Origin of the sequence: Sediminibacterium goheungense, assembly GCF_004361915.1 — a bacterium.
In the GTDB taxonomy this organism is placed as follows: domain Bacteria; phylum Bacteroidota; class Bacteroidia; order Chitinophagales; family Chitinophagaceae; genus Sediminibacterium; species Sediminibacterium goheungense.
The window spans coordinates 44145-57657 of record NZ_SNWP01000015.1; the positions used below are offsets into that span (position 1 = coordinate 44145).

General features: G+C 41.8%; 15 protein-coding genes. 11 read left to right on the forward strand and 4 right to left on the reverse strand.

All coding sequences use genetic code 11. The features are described from left to right. The first annotated feature begins 8 nt into the window (after positions 1 to 8). The 3 genes from BC659_RS15750 to BC659_RS15760 all read left to right on the forward strand — a co-directional run bounded on the left by BC659_RS15750 (position 9) and on the right by BC659_RS15760 (position 3176). The gene (locus BC659_RS15750) at positions 9 to 899 is read left to right on the forward strand and encodes a LamG domain-containing protein (protein ID WP_133475780.1); all 891 of its coding nucleotides are present in this window, start codon (positions 9 to 11) and stop codon (positions 897 to 899) included. A 77-nt stretch (positions 900 to 976) separates the two neighbouring features. Further along, positions 977 to 2374 (forward strand): glucoamylase family protein, encoded by a 1398-nt coding sequence (locus tag BC659_RS15755; RefSeq protein ID WP_133475781.1) that lies wholly within the window; start codon positions 977 to 979, stop codon positions 2372 to 2374. A 10-nt stretch (positions 2375 to 2384) separates the two neighbouring features. Beyond that, on the forward strand, positions 2385 to 3176 hold the full coding sequence (locus BC659_RS15760; RefSeq protein WP_133475782.1) for a carboxylesterase family protein: 792 nt from the start codon (positions 2385 to 2387) through the stop codon (positions 3174 to 3176). A gap of 200 nt (positions 3177 to 3376) precedes the next feature. On the opposite strand, the gene BC659_RS15765 is transcribed toward BC659_RS15760, so the two are convergent. Then, positions 3377 to 3793 carry a nucleoside-diphosphate kinase gene (locus BC659_RS15765; protein WP_133475783.1) on the reverse strand — a complete coding sequence of 139 codons (417 nt, stop codon included), beginning with the start codon at positions 3791 to 3793 and terminating at the stop codon, positions 3377 to 3379. 139 nt (positions 3794 to 3932) lie between these two features. Between BC659_RS15765 and BC659_RS15770 the strand changes: the two genes are divergently transcribed. After that, positions 3933 to 4940 carry a DHH family phosphoesterase gene (locus tag BC659_RS15770; RefSeq protein ID WP_133475784.1) on the forward strand — a complete coding sequence of 336 codons (1008 nt, stop codon included), beginning with the start codon at positions 3933 to 3935 and terminating at the stop codon, positions 4938 to 4940. An 8-nt stretch (positions 4941 to 4948) separates the two neighbouring features. Further along, the gene (locus BC659_RS15775; RefSeq protein WP_211340803.1) at positions 4949 to 5872 is read left to right on the forward strand and encodes an FKBP-type peptidyl-prolyl cis-trans isomerase; all 924 of its coding nucleotides are present in this window, start codon (positions 4949 to 4951) and stop codon (positions 5870 to 5872) included. A 60-nt stretch (positions 5873 to 5932) separates the two neighbouring features. On the opposite strand, the gene folP is transcribed toward BC659_RS15775, so the two are convergent. After that, on the reverse strand, positions 5933 to 6760 hold the full coding sequence (gene folP / locus BC659_RS15780) for a dihydropteroate synthase (RefSeq protein WP_133475786.1): 828 nt from the start codon (positions 6758 to 6760) through the stop codon (positions 5933 to 5935). Between folP and BC659_RS15785 the strand changes: the two genes are divergently transcribed. The 3 genes from BC659_RS15785 (at position 6760) to BC659_RS15795 (ending at position 9589) form a co-directional block, all read left to right on the forward strand. Beyond that, complete coding sequence (locus BC659_RS15785; protein ID WP_246027165.1) at positions 6760 to 7374, forward strand: DUF1599 domain-containing protein; 615 nt, start codon at positions 6760 to 6762, stop codon at positions 7372 to 7374. The two genes, folP and BC659_RS15785, sit on opposite strands and share 1 nt — an antisense overlap. A gap of 70 nt (positions 7375 to 7444) precedes the next feature. After that, on the forward strand, positions 7445 to 8533 hold the full coding sequence (locus BC659_RS15790) for a BT_3928 family protein (protein WP_133475787.1): 1089 nt from the start codon (positions 7445 to 7447) through the stop codon (positions 8531 to 8533). Positions 8534 to 8542: 9 nt separating this feature from the next. Beyond that, a complete protein-coding gene (locus tag BC659_RS15795; protein ID WP_133475788.1) occupies positions 8543 to 9589 on the forward strand; it encodes an ABC transporter permease in 1047 nt (348 codons plus the stop codon). A gap of 116 nt (positions 9590 to 9705) precedes the next feature. Here the strand turns inward: BC659_RS15795 and BC659_RS15800 are convergent, their stop codons facing one another. Continuing rightward, entirely contained in the window at positions 9706 to 9987 is a 282-nt protein-coding gene (locus BC659_RS15800) for a DciA family protein (RefSeq protein ID WP_133475789.1), read from the reverse strand. Positions 9988 to 10183: 196 nt separating this feature from the next. Beyond that, the gene (gene recF, locus BC659_RS15805; protein WP_342775757.1) at positions 10184 to 11305 is read right to left on the reverse strand and encodes a DNA replication/repair protein RecF; all 1122 of its coding nucleotides are present in this window, start codon (positions 11303 to 11305) and stop codon (positions 10184 to 10186) included. Between the two features lie 43 nt (positions 11306 to 11348). On the opposite strand from recF, the gene pyrR reads away from it, so the two are divergent. From pyrR to BC659_RS15820, 3 genes are all read left to right on the forward strand, one after another. Then, positions 11349 to 11870, forward strand: a complete 522-nt coding sequence (gene pyrR / locus BC659_RS15810; protein ID WP_133475791.1) for a bifunctional pyr operon transcriptional regulator/uracil phosphoribosyltransferase PyrR — start codon at positions 11349 to 11351, stop codon at positions 11868 to 11870. A gap of 200 nt (positions 11871 to 12070) precedes the next feature. Beyond that, the gene (locus tag BC659_RS15815; RefSeq protein WP_133475792.1) at positions 12071 to 12415 is read left to right on the forward strand and encodes a four helix bundle protein; all 345 of its coding nucleotides are present in this window, start codon (positions 12071 to 12073) and stop codon (positions 12413 to 12415) included. Positions 12416 to 12508: 93 nt separating this feature from the next. Continuing rightward, the gene (locus BC659_RS15820; protein WP_133475793.1) at positions 12509 to 13429 is read left to right on the forward strand and encodes an aspartate carbamoyltransferase catalytic subunit; all 921 of its coding nucleotides are present in this window, start codon (positions 12509 to 12511) and stop codon (positions 13427 to 13429) included. Positions 13430 to 13513: the final 84 nt, after the last annotated feature.

The window sequence follows — 13513 nt, forward strand, 5'->3', positions numbered from 1 at the left end:
AATGAAACATGTTATTGTCAACATCATATAAAATCAACAGGACACTCATCATAGCAGTTATTGCTATTGCAGTTGTTTCCTGTAAAAAAGATGGTAATCCCAATAACCTGCCGTCAGTAAGTACGGCAACTTATGAAGGTACTATCGATGGTTATAAAAGCTCTGATGAAGTGTATCCTGATAACCTCATCGCATATTGGAGTTTTGATGATACCAAAAATGAACTGAAGAGCAGCACAGCACCCACAAGTTCCGCCAATGATACTTATGTAGCTGCAGGTGTAAGAGGCAAGGCCCTTAACCTGAATGCCGGTTATCTCTACTACGCTACCCAGTTTCAGGCATTTAAAACGGCCGCATTAAAAAGCTTTACCATCAGTACATGGGTAAAGATTCTCAATAACGGCTCTAAAAGAACCATGTTGTTTCAATTGGCACGTCCGGGTATGTTTAATGGGAATATCAATTTTGCTTTAAATACCCAGTCGTTTCCGGCAACCACTACCAATACGTTACGTATTCAACCCACATTTATGACAGTTGGTGGTGGAACACAGGATAACCTGAACAATAATCTGTCACCTGTAATCGGTATGGATAAGTGGACACATATTGTATTGACATACGAAACCAATACAGGCGTATTTGATATCTGGGCAGATGGTATTAAGATAGGTGGTTTCCCCAACAGAGGTGTAGGAAATAACCTGTTCAATTCCTATGAGCCCAGTGAAATCATCATTGGATCTAATTACAATGGTATACCCGGAAAATCAGTAAGTACGGATGTGAGTTTTGCACCTATGACCGGACAAATTGATGAAGTCAGGATTTATAACCGTGCATTACCAGATGCACAGATTAAGTCTCTGTTCAATTTAGGGAAGGCTAATAAATAAGCAGTAAAAAATATTGGGCAGATCATGGCAACTTGCCTTAGGTCTGCCCATATTTTATTACATCCAAAATCCAGTATATGCATTTTGATCATCGCACACTACTAGCTACACATATCCGTCTACTTGTTCCCTGCTTCTTTCTATTGTTGGTTGCCTGTAAGCCCACTGCACAGCAAAAGCTGTCATCAGTAAATGAAACGGTAACATTTGCTTCTGCAGAAGATGAAAAGATATTTACAGAAGTAGAACGCGCAACGTTTCAGTATTTCTGGGATGGTGCTGAACCAACCAGTGGGCTGGCACGGGAACGTTTTCATAATGATAATATATATCCACAGAATGATAAGCATATTGTAACCAGTGGTGGTGGTGGTTTTGGTGTAATGGCTATTCTGGTAGGGATAGAAAGAAACTTTATCTCCAGAAGCGAAGGTTATCAAAGATTACAAAAAATAGTAAGTTTTCTGGAACTGGCAGACCGCTTTCACGGTGCATGGCCCCATTGGTGGAATGGAGAAACCGGAAAAGTACAGCCATTCAGCCGATATGATGATGGCGGGGATCTGGTGGAAAGTTCTTTTATGATACAGGGACTTCTTTGTGTACGTCAGTATTTCAAAGATGGAAACCCGGAAGAAAAAGCATTGGCCGAAAGAATTGATAAACTCTGGAAAGAAGTTGAGTTTGACTGGTATCGTAACGGTAAAAATGTACTCTACTGGCACTGGAGCCCTAACCATGAATGGAGAATGAATTTCCCGGTTCGGGGATACAATGAATGTCAGATTATGTATATACTCGCGGCATCATCACCTACACATGGCGTACCTGCAGAAGTATACCATGAGGGATGGGCACAAAATGGAGCGATTAATAATAATCCATCGGGCTATAAAAACATTCAACTGCAAATGCATCACCAGGGAGATGCTACTGAATCGGGTCCTTTATTCTGGGCACATTATTCTTATTTGGGTCTGGATCCGCGCGGATTAAAAGACAAATACGCTGATTACGGAAAAGAGAATATAAATCATGCATTGATTCATTATAACTGGTGTGTTGAGAACCCTAAAAAGTTTAAAGGATACGGACCAGATAGCTGGGGACTTACTTCCAGCTATTCCGTAAAAGGTTATGCCGGACATGCGCCGGGTATGAAAAGGGATATTGGCGTGATTTCACCCACAGCAGCTTTATCCTCTTTTCCCTATACACCCAAAGAATCGATGGCGGCCATGAAGAATTGGTATCTCAATAAAAAAGATAAGCTATGGGGTCCATTTGGCTTTTATGATGCATTCAGTGAAACAGAAAACTGGTATCTGCCACGTTACCTTGCCATTGATCAGGGGCCCATCGTTGTGATGATGGAAAACTATCGTAGTGGTTTGTTATGGAAACTTTTTATGAGTTGTCCGGAAATACAAACCGGACTCAAAAAATTAGGTTTTGAAAGCCCATACCTGAAATAAACAGTTACCCATGCAAAAGATCAGTTTAACCATACTTTTTTTATTGTTGAGTCGCTTGTTTGTGGATGCACAGGATATTCACCTGTTCGAAAAACAATGGCTGATACAAAACGGAGATACCCTGCCTTTCAGGGTGCTCCTGCCAGAAAATTATGATCCTGTAAAGAAATATCCATTGGTTTTGTTTTTACATGGAAGGGGAGAGAGTGGAACGGATAATGAAAAACAACTCACGCATGGAGCCAAAATGTTTTTAGAAGATAGTATCCGTAAAAACTATCCTGCTATTGTTGTTTTCCCACAATGTGCATCCAACAGTTATTGGAGCAATGTACAGGCAGTAACCAGTGGCAGCAAATCCGGGAAACGCAGTTTTTATTTTGTTCCCGAGGGAGAACCCTCACAGTCCATGAAAATGTTATTGGGACTGGTATATAATCTTCAGGAAAGATATCCGGTTAAAACAGACCAGCTATATGTGATGGGCCTGTCAATGGGAGGCATGGGAACTTTTGAGTTGGTAAGAAGAATGCCGGATGTTTTTGCGGCAGCTATTCCGATATGTGGTGGTGCACATCCCGCAACAGCGCCCCAACTTGTCAAAACCAAATGGTGGATATTTCATGGGGGTAAAGATGATGTGGTACTGCCTATCTATTCTGAGCAAATGTTTACTGCCTTGAAAAAGGCAAAAGCGAATGTTCAATTCAAATTATTTCCCACTGCCAACCATAATAGCTGGGATCCAGCTTTTGCAGAGCCAGGGTTGTTAAAGTGGTTGTTCTCACAAAAAAAGAAATAGACAGGATATCATTCAAAGGCGGGCATTGAATTATTAAGCAAAAAAGCCATCCGTTACCCGGGTGGCTTTTCCATTAGATGCCCTACATAACCTCAATGTTCTCATGTTGTCTGCGGTGATTGCTAATACAAGAAGAAGCCGCAGTAAAAGAAAAAGCCATCCAAAGTATGAATGGCTTTTCTCTATAAAAAATCAATTAATTAGAATCTTTCTAATTTAGAAAAGAAAAAATCTCCTTCAATCATTGCATTTTCGTCGCTGTCACTGCCATGTACCGCATTTTCACCCACAGAAGCGGCAAATTGTTTACGGATGGTTCCTTCTTCTGCCTGGGCAGGATTGGTAGCACCGATCAGCTTACGGAAATCAGCTACTGCATTTTCTTTCTCCAAAATGGCGGCTACGATTGGTCCGCTGCTCATGAATTCAACCAGTTCGCCAAAGAAAGGGCGCTCACGGTGGATATCATAGAATAAACCAGCCTGTTCAGGGGTAAGACGGGTCCATTTCATAGCTTTCACACTGAAACCTGCTTTAATGATCTGGTCCAGGATAGCTCCGGTATAACCTTTAGCTGTTGCATCCGGCTTAATCATGGTAAATGTTCTGTTGCTCATATATACTTGCTTTATCTATTTCGGGCGCAAAAGTACGTCAAAGCAGGGCTTTTTGTGGAGATATTCGCAGGAAATTTGTTAAATGGGGCTAAATTGATTTGCGAAAACAGTCCGGAACCCCCAATTTTGCCGCCACGCTATGCAGTCGATCGATTTATTTTTCCCTTCCTTGAGTCAGCCATTCAAAGCCGTTATAACCATGCATCAGAAGCCGGATGGCGATGCAATGGGTTCCACACTCGGACTTTACCATTTTCTCAAGGCACTGGGACATGATGTTACGGTCATTTCTCCTACCAACTGGGCCTCATTCCTGAACTGGATGCCGGGGGTGGATAAAGTGATGGATTTTGAACAACAGCGCCATGCTGCCACAGATCTGATTCATCAGGCTGATGTTATTTTCTGCCTTGATTTCAATGTGCTGCACCGTACCAAACATATGGAACAGGTACTCACTGAGGCAACATGCACAAAAATACTGATCGATCATCACCAGCAGCCCCAGGAAGAAGCGTTTGCATATGGCATAAGTGATACTTCCAAAAGTTCTACCTGTGAAATGGTGTACGATTTTATTATGGCATCCGGTCATGGCTCATTGCTCAACATCGACATGGCAGAATGCCTGTATACCGGCCTCATGACCGATACCGGTTCATTCCGTTTTCCGGCTACCACGGCATCTGTACACCGCATGGTCGCACATTTAAAGGAACTGGGACTGAACCATACCAGGGTACACGATTTTATCTACGATAGCTTTTTAGAGAACAGGCTTCGCTTTATCGGACATGCCCTTCTTAACAGAATGGAAGTATTATATGAATACAATACCAGTCTGATGTATATTACGAAGGCAGATCTCCATAAATTCGATATTAAAACAGGCGATACAGAAGGATTGGTTAATTACCTGCTCACTATTCAGGGTATTAAGCTGGGCGCCATCGTAATTGACAGGGATGAAGAACGAAAATGGAGTTTCAGAAGTAAGGGCGACTTTGATGTAAATACTTTTGCCAGGGAACATTTTGAAGGCGGTGGACATAAAAATGCAGCAGGTGGCCGGAGCAGTAAAGGTCTGGAAGCAACATTGAAGGATTTTAAAGAAATAATCAAACAATATCACAATCAATTACAATAAAAACAATGATGAGAACAACCACCTCGCTGTTACTGGCGATCGTATTGCTTGCAAGCTGTAACCAATATGAAAAAGCTCCTTCCGGAATGACCTACAAAATCAGCGGGAATAGCAAAGAAAAACTGAAACATGGTCAGTTTGTAAAAATGCATATTGAGTATAAGTTGAAATCAAAAGACACTTTATTACAGTCTTCTTTCGACAATATCCCTGTATATTTTGCAGTGGATACCGGCCGTTTGGGTAAACATACTTTTACCGAAATCATCACTTTATGTGGTGCAGGTGATAAAGTAGATTTTGTATTGTCTATCGATACCCTGAAGAGCATGCAGGTAATGGATTACAATGATATGTTCAAGAAAGGTGATCTGATCAATGGTCATTTTGAAATCCTGAAAGTTTTTGCTAACCAGGACGAAGTAAAAGCTGACTACGATAAAGAGCTCGTATTGGAAAAACAAAGAGAAATCAATGCAGTAAAAGAATATGTCAAGAAAAAGAAACTGAATGTACAGTCAACCCCTTCAGGCTTGCAGGTGGAAGTACAGAATGCGGGTACCGGTCAGAAAGCTGATTCAGGCTGGCAGGCTGTTGTACGTTACAAAGGTTATTTCATCGGTAAAACCAATGAGGGTAAAGTATTTGAAACCAATATGGATCCCAATGCCCAGCCTATTAATGTAGAAGTAGGTACAGGTTCTGTAATGCCCGGATGGGATGAAGGTCTCCGTATGTTTGGTAAAGGTGGTAAGGGCCGTCTGATTATTCCTGCGGCACTTGCGTATGGAACACAGGGTTCTGCACCTGTAATACCTCCGTTCGCTAACCTGGCTTTTGATATCGAAGTGGTGGATGTAGTGAAAGCTGCACCTAAACCTGCAAACCCTGAAATGCCACAGCAGATGCCGCAACAAATGCCACGTCAATAAAATAGCATTACTGTAAGGATGATGATCAGAAGCGTACCGGAGAAAAACGGTACGCTTTTTTTATGCGATCAGGTAACGGGTGAGCTTGATGGCTTCCATGGCTTCTTTTACATCATGTACCCGTAAAATATGGGCGCCGCCCAATAAGGCAGCGGTGTGCAATACTGTAGTGCCGTTTAAGGCTTCAGCTGCAGTAATACCCAGGGTTTTATAAATACTCGATTTTCTGGAAACACCTATCAGTACCGGCTTGCCCAACGCAACAAAGCTGGATGTGGCACCGATCAGTTGAAAATTCTGTTCGGTTGTTTTGCTGAAACCAAAACCGGGGTCAAGTATCATATCTGTAATACCGGCTTTCATGCCTTCTTCCATACGTTCGATAAAATAATCCATCACATCGGTTACCACATTGGTATATAAAGGAATGTCATGCATCGACCCGGCACTACCCCGAACATGCATACATACATAAGGCATTTTTAAGTCGGCCACTGTTTCGAGCATCAAAGCATCAAAATGTCCGCCACTGATATCATTAATGATCGATACACCCATATCGGCTGCTGCACGGGCTACTGCACTGTAAAAGGTATCAACAGACAGAAAAGTATCCGGAAAGCTTTTGGCAAGGGCTGGTATGATGGCCTGGAGTCGTTTGATCTCTTCGGCCTCGCCTACCATTTCACTGCCGGGTCTGGTGCTTTGAGCACCTATATCGAGTATGGTAGCCCCTTCACTAATCATCTTTTCAGCCTGTGCCAACGCATGCTCAATACTGTTTACCCGGCTGCTTTCATGGAAAGAATCGGGGGTAGTATTGATAATACCCATAACAATGGGCTGATGAATTGTGAGTAATCTTCCTTTGCAGTTCAGTGTAAACATTGCGGGTTTCATTTATATTGCATCCACAGACCAAAGATATTATCAAAGCCTATAACGGTTTCGGAAAAATGAGTAATACGAATCAGCAATATGATGCAGCTATTGCCAGCTGTAGGGATATATTTATCAAAAAAACAAAGGACTATGGAACGGCCTGGCGCGTACTCAGGACCATTTCAGTGGTGGATCAGATTTTTATCAAAGCATTACGCATTCGTACCATACAGGATCTGAAAACACAGAAAGTAGGGGATGATATCCCTTCCGAATTCAAAGGAATTATCAATTACGCAGTGATAGGCCTGATACAACTTGAGTTGGGAAATCCACAGGTAGAAGAAGTGCCGGTTGAAAAAGTAGATGAACGCTATCATCATTACATAGCGTTTGCAAAGCATACCATGCTCGATAAAAACCATGATTATGGAGAAGCCTGGCGTGAAATGAGTCAGGAAAGTTTTGCGGACCTGATACTAATGAAATTATTACGGATCCGCCAGATACTGGAAAACGACGGAAAAACCCTGATCAGCGAGGGGATTGATGCGAATTATGTTGACATCATCAACTATGCAGCTTTTGCACTGATTTTAATAGAAGAGGGAAGACATTGATGCATTAATGATGCGCCGGAAGTAGGTTAAGTTCAATTAAAATGTCAGGCGCATGTATAAAAAAACAGACATGAAAATAATTATCTCACTCATTCGGTGGTTTGTAGGCCTGCTTTTTATTTTTTCAGGTTTAATTAAAGCCAATGATCCATTAGGACTCAGTTATAAAATGCAGGAGTTCTTTGAAGTGTGGGGCTGGCATTTCCTGAATGATTATACACTTGTTTTTTCACTGGGTATGAATGTACTGGAAGTGGTAGCAGGTGTAGCTGTAATTGTGGGCTGGCGCAAGAGAAGTGTGAGCTGGATGTTATTACTGCTCATTATCTTTTTTACATTCCTGACCGGATATGCGTTGTTCTCTGGTAAAATTAAAACCTGTGGCTGTTTTGGCGATTGCCTGCCTTTAACACCAGCTATGTCTTTTGGAAAAGATATTCTGTTACTGGTACTCATACTGGTTTTATTGTTTACCAACCGCAAAGTGCCATCTATGATGAGTGAGTCGGGCGCTGTGATATATGTGCTGCTTAGTTTGTTTGCTACAGCTGGTTTACAATGGTATGTATTAAAATACCTGCCACTGGTAGACTGCCTGCCTTATAAAAAAGGAAATGATATAACTGAACAGATGAAAACACCTCAAGGTGCCATTCCGGATAGTTTCGCTATTGTTTTTCAGTATAAAAAAGATGGCAAAGACATTTTTTTCGATCAGGCATCTTTTCCTGCCGATTTTGATTCAACGTATGAATATGTTGACAGAAAAGACAAATTGGTAAAAAAAGGTAATGGGCTAACGGCTAAAATTATAGACTTCTCTCTGCAGAACTTATCGGGTGTTGATACTACAGCGGCTGTTTTTGCCAACACGCATCCCTATGTACTGGTTTTCGCAAAAGATATGAGTAAGGTTGCTGAATGGGCTAATGAATTTACAAAACTGAAAGCTAAATGGAGCTCCGCTAATATTACGGTAGCCATTGTAACAGCAGATACAGAAAAAGCCGTAACGCTGTTTCCGGGAACAACTATTATCCGTTGTGATGCTACTGTGATTAAAACAGCAGCCCGTGTGAATCCTACTTTTTTCCTGATGGAAGGAGCGAGGGTTAAAAATAAACTCGCACTTGCAAAAGCAGATGCGCTCATTCCTTAAAAACGTCGAATGCTTCAATACCTCACAAAAAAAATCCTCTATGGATTGCTTGTACTGGCAGGTGTGGTGGTAATTGTATTCTTTCTGTTCCAGGGTTTTGGTGATCCTGCAAGATTGGTGTTAGGGCAAACCGGTGATAGTGCTACCATTCAGAATATCAGAAAAGAACTGGCACTTGATCAGCCAAAGTGGAAACAGTTTTTATATTACCTGAATGATGTATCACCGATTGGTATCCATTCAAAAGAAGAAATCGAACGTAAGGAGCTAAAAGGTATTTTCATTGGTGGGGATACAAAATTTGCACTAAAAGTTCCTTATCTCAGGCGTTCCTACCAAACTAAAAAAGAAGTGTCAGCTGTTTTATCAGAAGCATTACCCGGCACCATTGTACTGGCGGTTTCGGCTATGTTGCTGGCAACCATGGCGGGTATTACACTCGGTGTGGTTGCTGCTGTAAAAAAAGACACCTGGATGGATACAGGTTCCATATTTGCGAGCATACTCGGTATTTCTGCTCCTTCCTTTTTTATGGGGATCGTATTGGCATATTTATTTGGTTTCGTGCTGAGTCATTACACAGGTCTTGAAATGACGGGGAGCCTCTATCATATTGATCCCTTTCAGGGCAGATCATTACAGCTAAAAAACCTGATATTACCTGCCATTACACTGGGGATACGTCCGCTGGCTATTATTACACAATTAACCAGAAGCGCCATGCTCGATGTGTTGAACCAGGATTATATCCGGACAGCCATGGCAAAAGGATTGCGTAAAAGAACCATTATTGTAAAGCATGCTTTACGTAATGCATTAAACCCTGTAATTACAGCAGTAACCGGTTGGTTTGCAGAACTACTGGCCGGTGCTTTTTTTGTAGAATATATTTTCGGCTGGAAAGGCATTGGCAAAGTAACTGTTGATGCGCTCGAAAAACTCGATTTCCCCGTAGTGATGGGTAGCGTTTTAATCACTGCCACATTTTTCATCGTCGTAAATATGCTGGCGGATGCCTTGTACAGTGTGGTTGACCCGAGGATCAGAAGAAGGTGAGTAGTGAGTAGTCAGTAGTGAGTGAATGGTCAATGGTGAATGAAAGAAATATTGTGCCTGCACAATAAAGATCGTCAGGGCCGAGATGAGTCTACTCACTACTCACTACTCACTACTCACTGTATCACCACTTCAGTAATCACTTTCTCCCCAAATGCTTCATTCACTCTTTCAATGATCTGGCTCTTTTGGTAAAGTAATTCGTTTTTTAAGGGACCTACGCTGGTGGTGATGAATAATTTCTGGTTAATGATCTGAATCTTATCTGTATAGCGGGCGATGGTTTTGCCCATCAGTTGTTCCCATATCTCTTCAATCTGAACGGCACGTATACCGTTCTTAAGCTGGCTCTTGCGAAGAAAGCCCTTAATAGCATCGCCGATATGGGATTCAGACATAATGCGAAGGTACTGAAAAGTAAAAAGTCAAAAAGATAAATTCAAAAACCTGTAGCAAATGGTGAGTGAATGGTCAATATTGAATAAAAAAAAATATTGTGTTTGCGCAATAAAGATCGTCAGGGCCAAGTTTCGTTTATTGACCATTGACCATTGACCATTGACCATTGACCATTGACCATTGACCATTGACCATTCACAATTCAATCATCTGAAACCCGGTTCCGATCGATTCCAGTTGTTGTTGTAATCTCTCAGGATGTGTATCGGTTATGAAAACCTGTCCGTCGCTTTCAGCGCAAACCCAATGCAGTAACTGGTTCATTCTGCTATCATCCAGTTTTTCAAAAACATCATCCAGCAGCAGAATAGGGGTGAATCCTTTCTGTTCTTTTAATATCTGCCATTCCGCAAGTTTGAGCGCAAAAAGAAGACTTTTTCTTTGTCCCTGAGAAGCTTCGTTTTTAAACAGCTGTTCGCCCATTTGTAGTACAATGTCATCCCGGTGAATACCCGAACTGGTTCTTTGAAGGGCAAAATCTTTACTACGGTTCTGCTGTAAAAGTGCAGGGAAGTCGGTTTTTAATAAAGGGCTGTGGTAAGATAAATAAATACCGTCATTACTGCGGGCTATTCTTTCGTAAATACTGAAAGCAAGCGGCAGGAAGGTTTGCAGAAACTGCTGGCGGGTATGAAATAGGATGGTGCCAGTTTTACACAATTGTTCATTCAGGATAGCAAAAAGTGTTTCATCATGCATGCCACTTTCGGCTGACTGTTTAAGGAGGCTGTTTCTTTGCTGTAATATTTTATTGTAGTCGATGAGCTGCTGTAAATACTGGGGGTTAATCTGTGATAAGACGGTATCCAGGAATTTTCGTCTTTCTTCACCCGGACCACTGATAAGTTCCACATCATCGGGCGCGATCATCACGATCGGGAAACTGCCGATATGGTCGGAGAACTTCTTATAAGGCTCAGCATCCAGTTGTAATTCTTTTTTTCCGGTTTCACGTACAATCAGTGTAACTGTTTTCTCTGCGTTATTCATCTGGTAAAGGCCATTTAATCGCATGCCCATACTACCATGATGTACACTCTGGCTATCGGTACGGTTGAAATAACTTTTGGAGAAGCTGAGGTAATAAATTGCATCCAGCAGGTTGGTCTTACCTGTTCCGTTAGGGCCACAGATACCTACGATACGTTCGGAAAACCCGAAGGACCGACCCTCATAATTGCGGAATTGAACCATAGAAAGCTGCTGAAGCCTGAACATAAGGCGGCAAATTAACACACCTGTTTCGGAATTATTCATGTGTGGTATCAGGGAAAGCAATTATTTTTATTAAAAAATTGGTTTGAAGACGATATTATCAGGTCAGCAGCTTTCATTAACGGTAAAAAGACTGGCACATCAGATACTGGAAAACAATGCTTCCTTACAGGATACGGTGGTTATTGGCTTACAGCCCCGTGGTATTTTCCTGAGTGACCGTATCGTTACGGAATTGGAAACGCTGGTAACAGGAGGCAAAATCGCATACGGCAAGCTGGATATCACTTTCTACCGCGATGATGTGCGCAAGAGCCTTCATATTGCCAATAGTACTGATATTCCGTTTAGTCTGGAGAACAAACATGTGATCCTGATTGATGATGTATTGTATACCGGCAGAACCATCCGTGCAGCGCTCGATGCTTTGCTGGCATTTGGCCGTCCATCCAAAGTCTCTCTTTGTGTACTGATCGACCGCCGCTTCAGCCGCGAACTACCCATACAACCCGATTTCACCGGTAAAACCATTGATACCATCATCTCCCAAAAAGTAAAAGTATGCTGGAAGGAAAGGGATGAGGTGGATGAAGTGGTGTTGATTTAGGGCTCAAGGCACAAGACCCAAGATACAAGATACAAAAGCCCGGAAATATGTTTCAGGCCGCGGTAGAAAGACCTACCCCTTTCTTAACTACAGATTCATTGTCCATGGTCTTTATTTTCTACTAAAATTGCGGGGTATCGCAGGTAATTATCTATGTAGTTTATGGAAAAGTTTATTGATATTCTCTTTAGTTTCGAAAGATGTCAGAAGACCTGGATAAACGTTTTTATAAATTTGCTGTAGAAGTACGCGATCTATGTGCTATTGCAGGTAAAGAATGGATCAATCATGAATATGTAAAACAATTGCTTCGCTCATCTTCATCTGTTGGGGCTAATTATATAGAAGCTTCGGATTCGCTGGGAAAAGCAGATGAAAACATGAAACTTAAAATCGCCCGGCGGGAGGCTAAGGAATCAGTTTTCTGGTTACAATTACTTTTCATCCATACTGATAGACCCTTGGCTACCGACCGAAATCGCCTCATCAGCGAATGTATTCAAATCACCAAAATCTTATCTGCCATTCTGCTGAAACGAAGCTGATGCTGGCTATTTTTTATTTCTTTTATTTTATCCCATATTCCTTGTTTCTTGTCTCTTGCTTCTTGTACCTTTTTTTCCTAACTTTGACCTTTAATGAAACTCTCTACCAAACATCTCCTTGGTATTAAAGATCTCACACGAGATGATATTCAGTTAATTCTTACAACAGCTGCTCAATTTAAAGAGGTTTTACAGCGACCGGTAAAAAAAGTACCATCTCTGCGTGATGTAACCATCGTAAACCTGTTTTACGAGAATTCCACCCGTACACGGATGTCCTTTGAACTGGCTGAGAGAAGACTTTCTGCTGATGTGCTCAATTTTGCAGCTACCACATCCTCTGCCGCCAAGGGTGAAACCCTGCTCGATACTGTAAACAATATCCTAAGTATGAAAGTGGATATGGTAGTAATGCGTCACAGTGCATCGGGTGCACCCCATTTTCTGGCTAAACATATACCTGCCGCTATTGTAAATGCAGGGGATGGTATCAATGAACACCCAACACAGGCTTTACTGGATGCTTTTTCGATGAAGGAAAAACTGGGCAGACTGGAGGGATTGAAAGTAGCCATCATCGGAGATATTATGCACAGCAGGGTAGCATTGAGTAATATGTACCTCTTACGTAAAATGGGGGCAGAAATTACCATTGCCGGACCACCAACCCTGATTCCGAAATATATTGAAGAAGCCCTCGATGTACGGGTAGAATATAACCTCAAAAGAGCATTGCAGTGGTGCGATGTGGCCAATGTATTGCGTATACAACTGGAAAGACAGAACCAGCCTTTGTTCTCCTCGCTGAGAGAATATAACCTGGCCTATGGCATCAACAGACGCTTACTGGAAAGCCTGGGTAAAGATATCGTAATTATGCACCCCGGACCCATCAACAGAGGCGTTGAATTAGATAGTGATGTTGCCGACGGACCATTCTCTATTGTACTGAACCAGGTAGAAAACGGGGTAGCGGTAAGGATGGCGGTGTTGTATCTGCTTGCGGGAGAATAGGGAACAGAGAAATATAAAACAGAGAAATAAGGAATAAGAAAATAGAAGATGTTGAATAAACTTTCTAATTTCTTATTCCTTATT

What these genes read in the sequence shown, in the direction of transcription:
- BC659_RS15755 (WP_133475781.1), top strand. Translation starts at nt 977, where the DNA reads ATGCATTTTGATCATCGCACACTACTAGCTACACATATCCGTCTACTT.
- BC659_RS15795 (WP_133475788.1), top strand. Translation starts at nt 8,543, where the DNA reads ATGCTTCAATACCTCACAAAAAAAATCCTCTATGGATTGCTTGTACTG.
- BC659_RS15770 (WP_133475784.1), top strand. Translation starts at nt 3,933, where the DNA reads ATGCAGTCGATCGATTTATTTTTCCCTTCCTTGAGTCAGCCATTCAAA.
- BC659_RS15775 (WP_211340803.1), top strand. Translation starts at nt 4,949, where the DNA reads ATGAGAACAACCACCTCGCTGTTACTGGCGATCGTATTGCTTGCAAGC.
- folP (WP_133475786.1), bottom strand. Translation starts at nt 6,760, where the DNA reads ATGTTTACACTGAACTGCAAAGGAAGATTACTCACAATTCATCAGCCC.
- BC659_RS15750 (WP_133475780.1), top strand. Translation starts at nt 9, where the DNA reads ATGTTATTGTCAACATCATATAAAATCAACAGGACACTCATCATAGCA.
- BC659_RS15765 (WP_133475783.1), bottom strand. Translation starts at nt 3,793, where the DNA reads ATGAGCAACAGAACATTTACCATGATTAAGCCGGATGCAACAGCTAAA.
- BC659_RS15760 (WP_133475782.1), top strand. Translation starts at nt 2,385, where the DNA reads ATGCAAAAGATCAGTTTAACCATACTTTTTTTATTGTTGAGTCGCTTG.
- BC659_RS15820 (WP_133475793.1), top strand. Translation starts at nt 12,509, where the DNA reads ATGAAACTCTCTACCAAACATCTCCTTGGTATTAAAGATCTCACACGA.
- BC659_RS15815 (WP_133475792.1), top strand. Translation starts at nt 12,071, where the DNA reads ATGTCAGAAGACCTGGATAAACGTTTTTATAAATTTGCTGTAGAAGTA.
- BC659_RS15790 (WP_133475787.1), top strand. Translation starts at nt 7,445, where the DNA reads ATGAAAATAATTATCTCACTCATTCGGTGGTTTGTAGGCCTGCTTTTT.
- BC659_RS15800 (WP_133475789.1), bottom strand. Translation starts at nt 9,987, where the DNA reads ATGTCTGAATCCCATATCGGCGATGCTATTAAGGGCTTTCTTCGCAAG.
- recF (WP_342775757.1), bottom strand. Translation starts at nt 11,305, where the DNA reads ATGAATAATTCCGAAACAGGTGTGTTAATTTGCCGCCTTATGTTCAGG.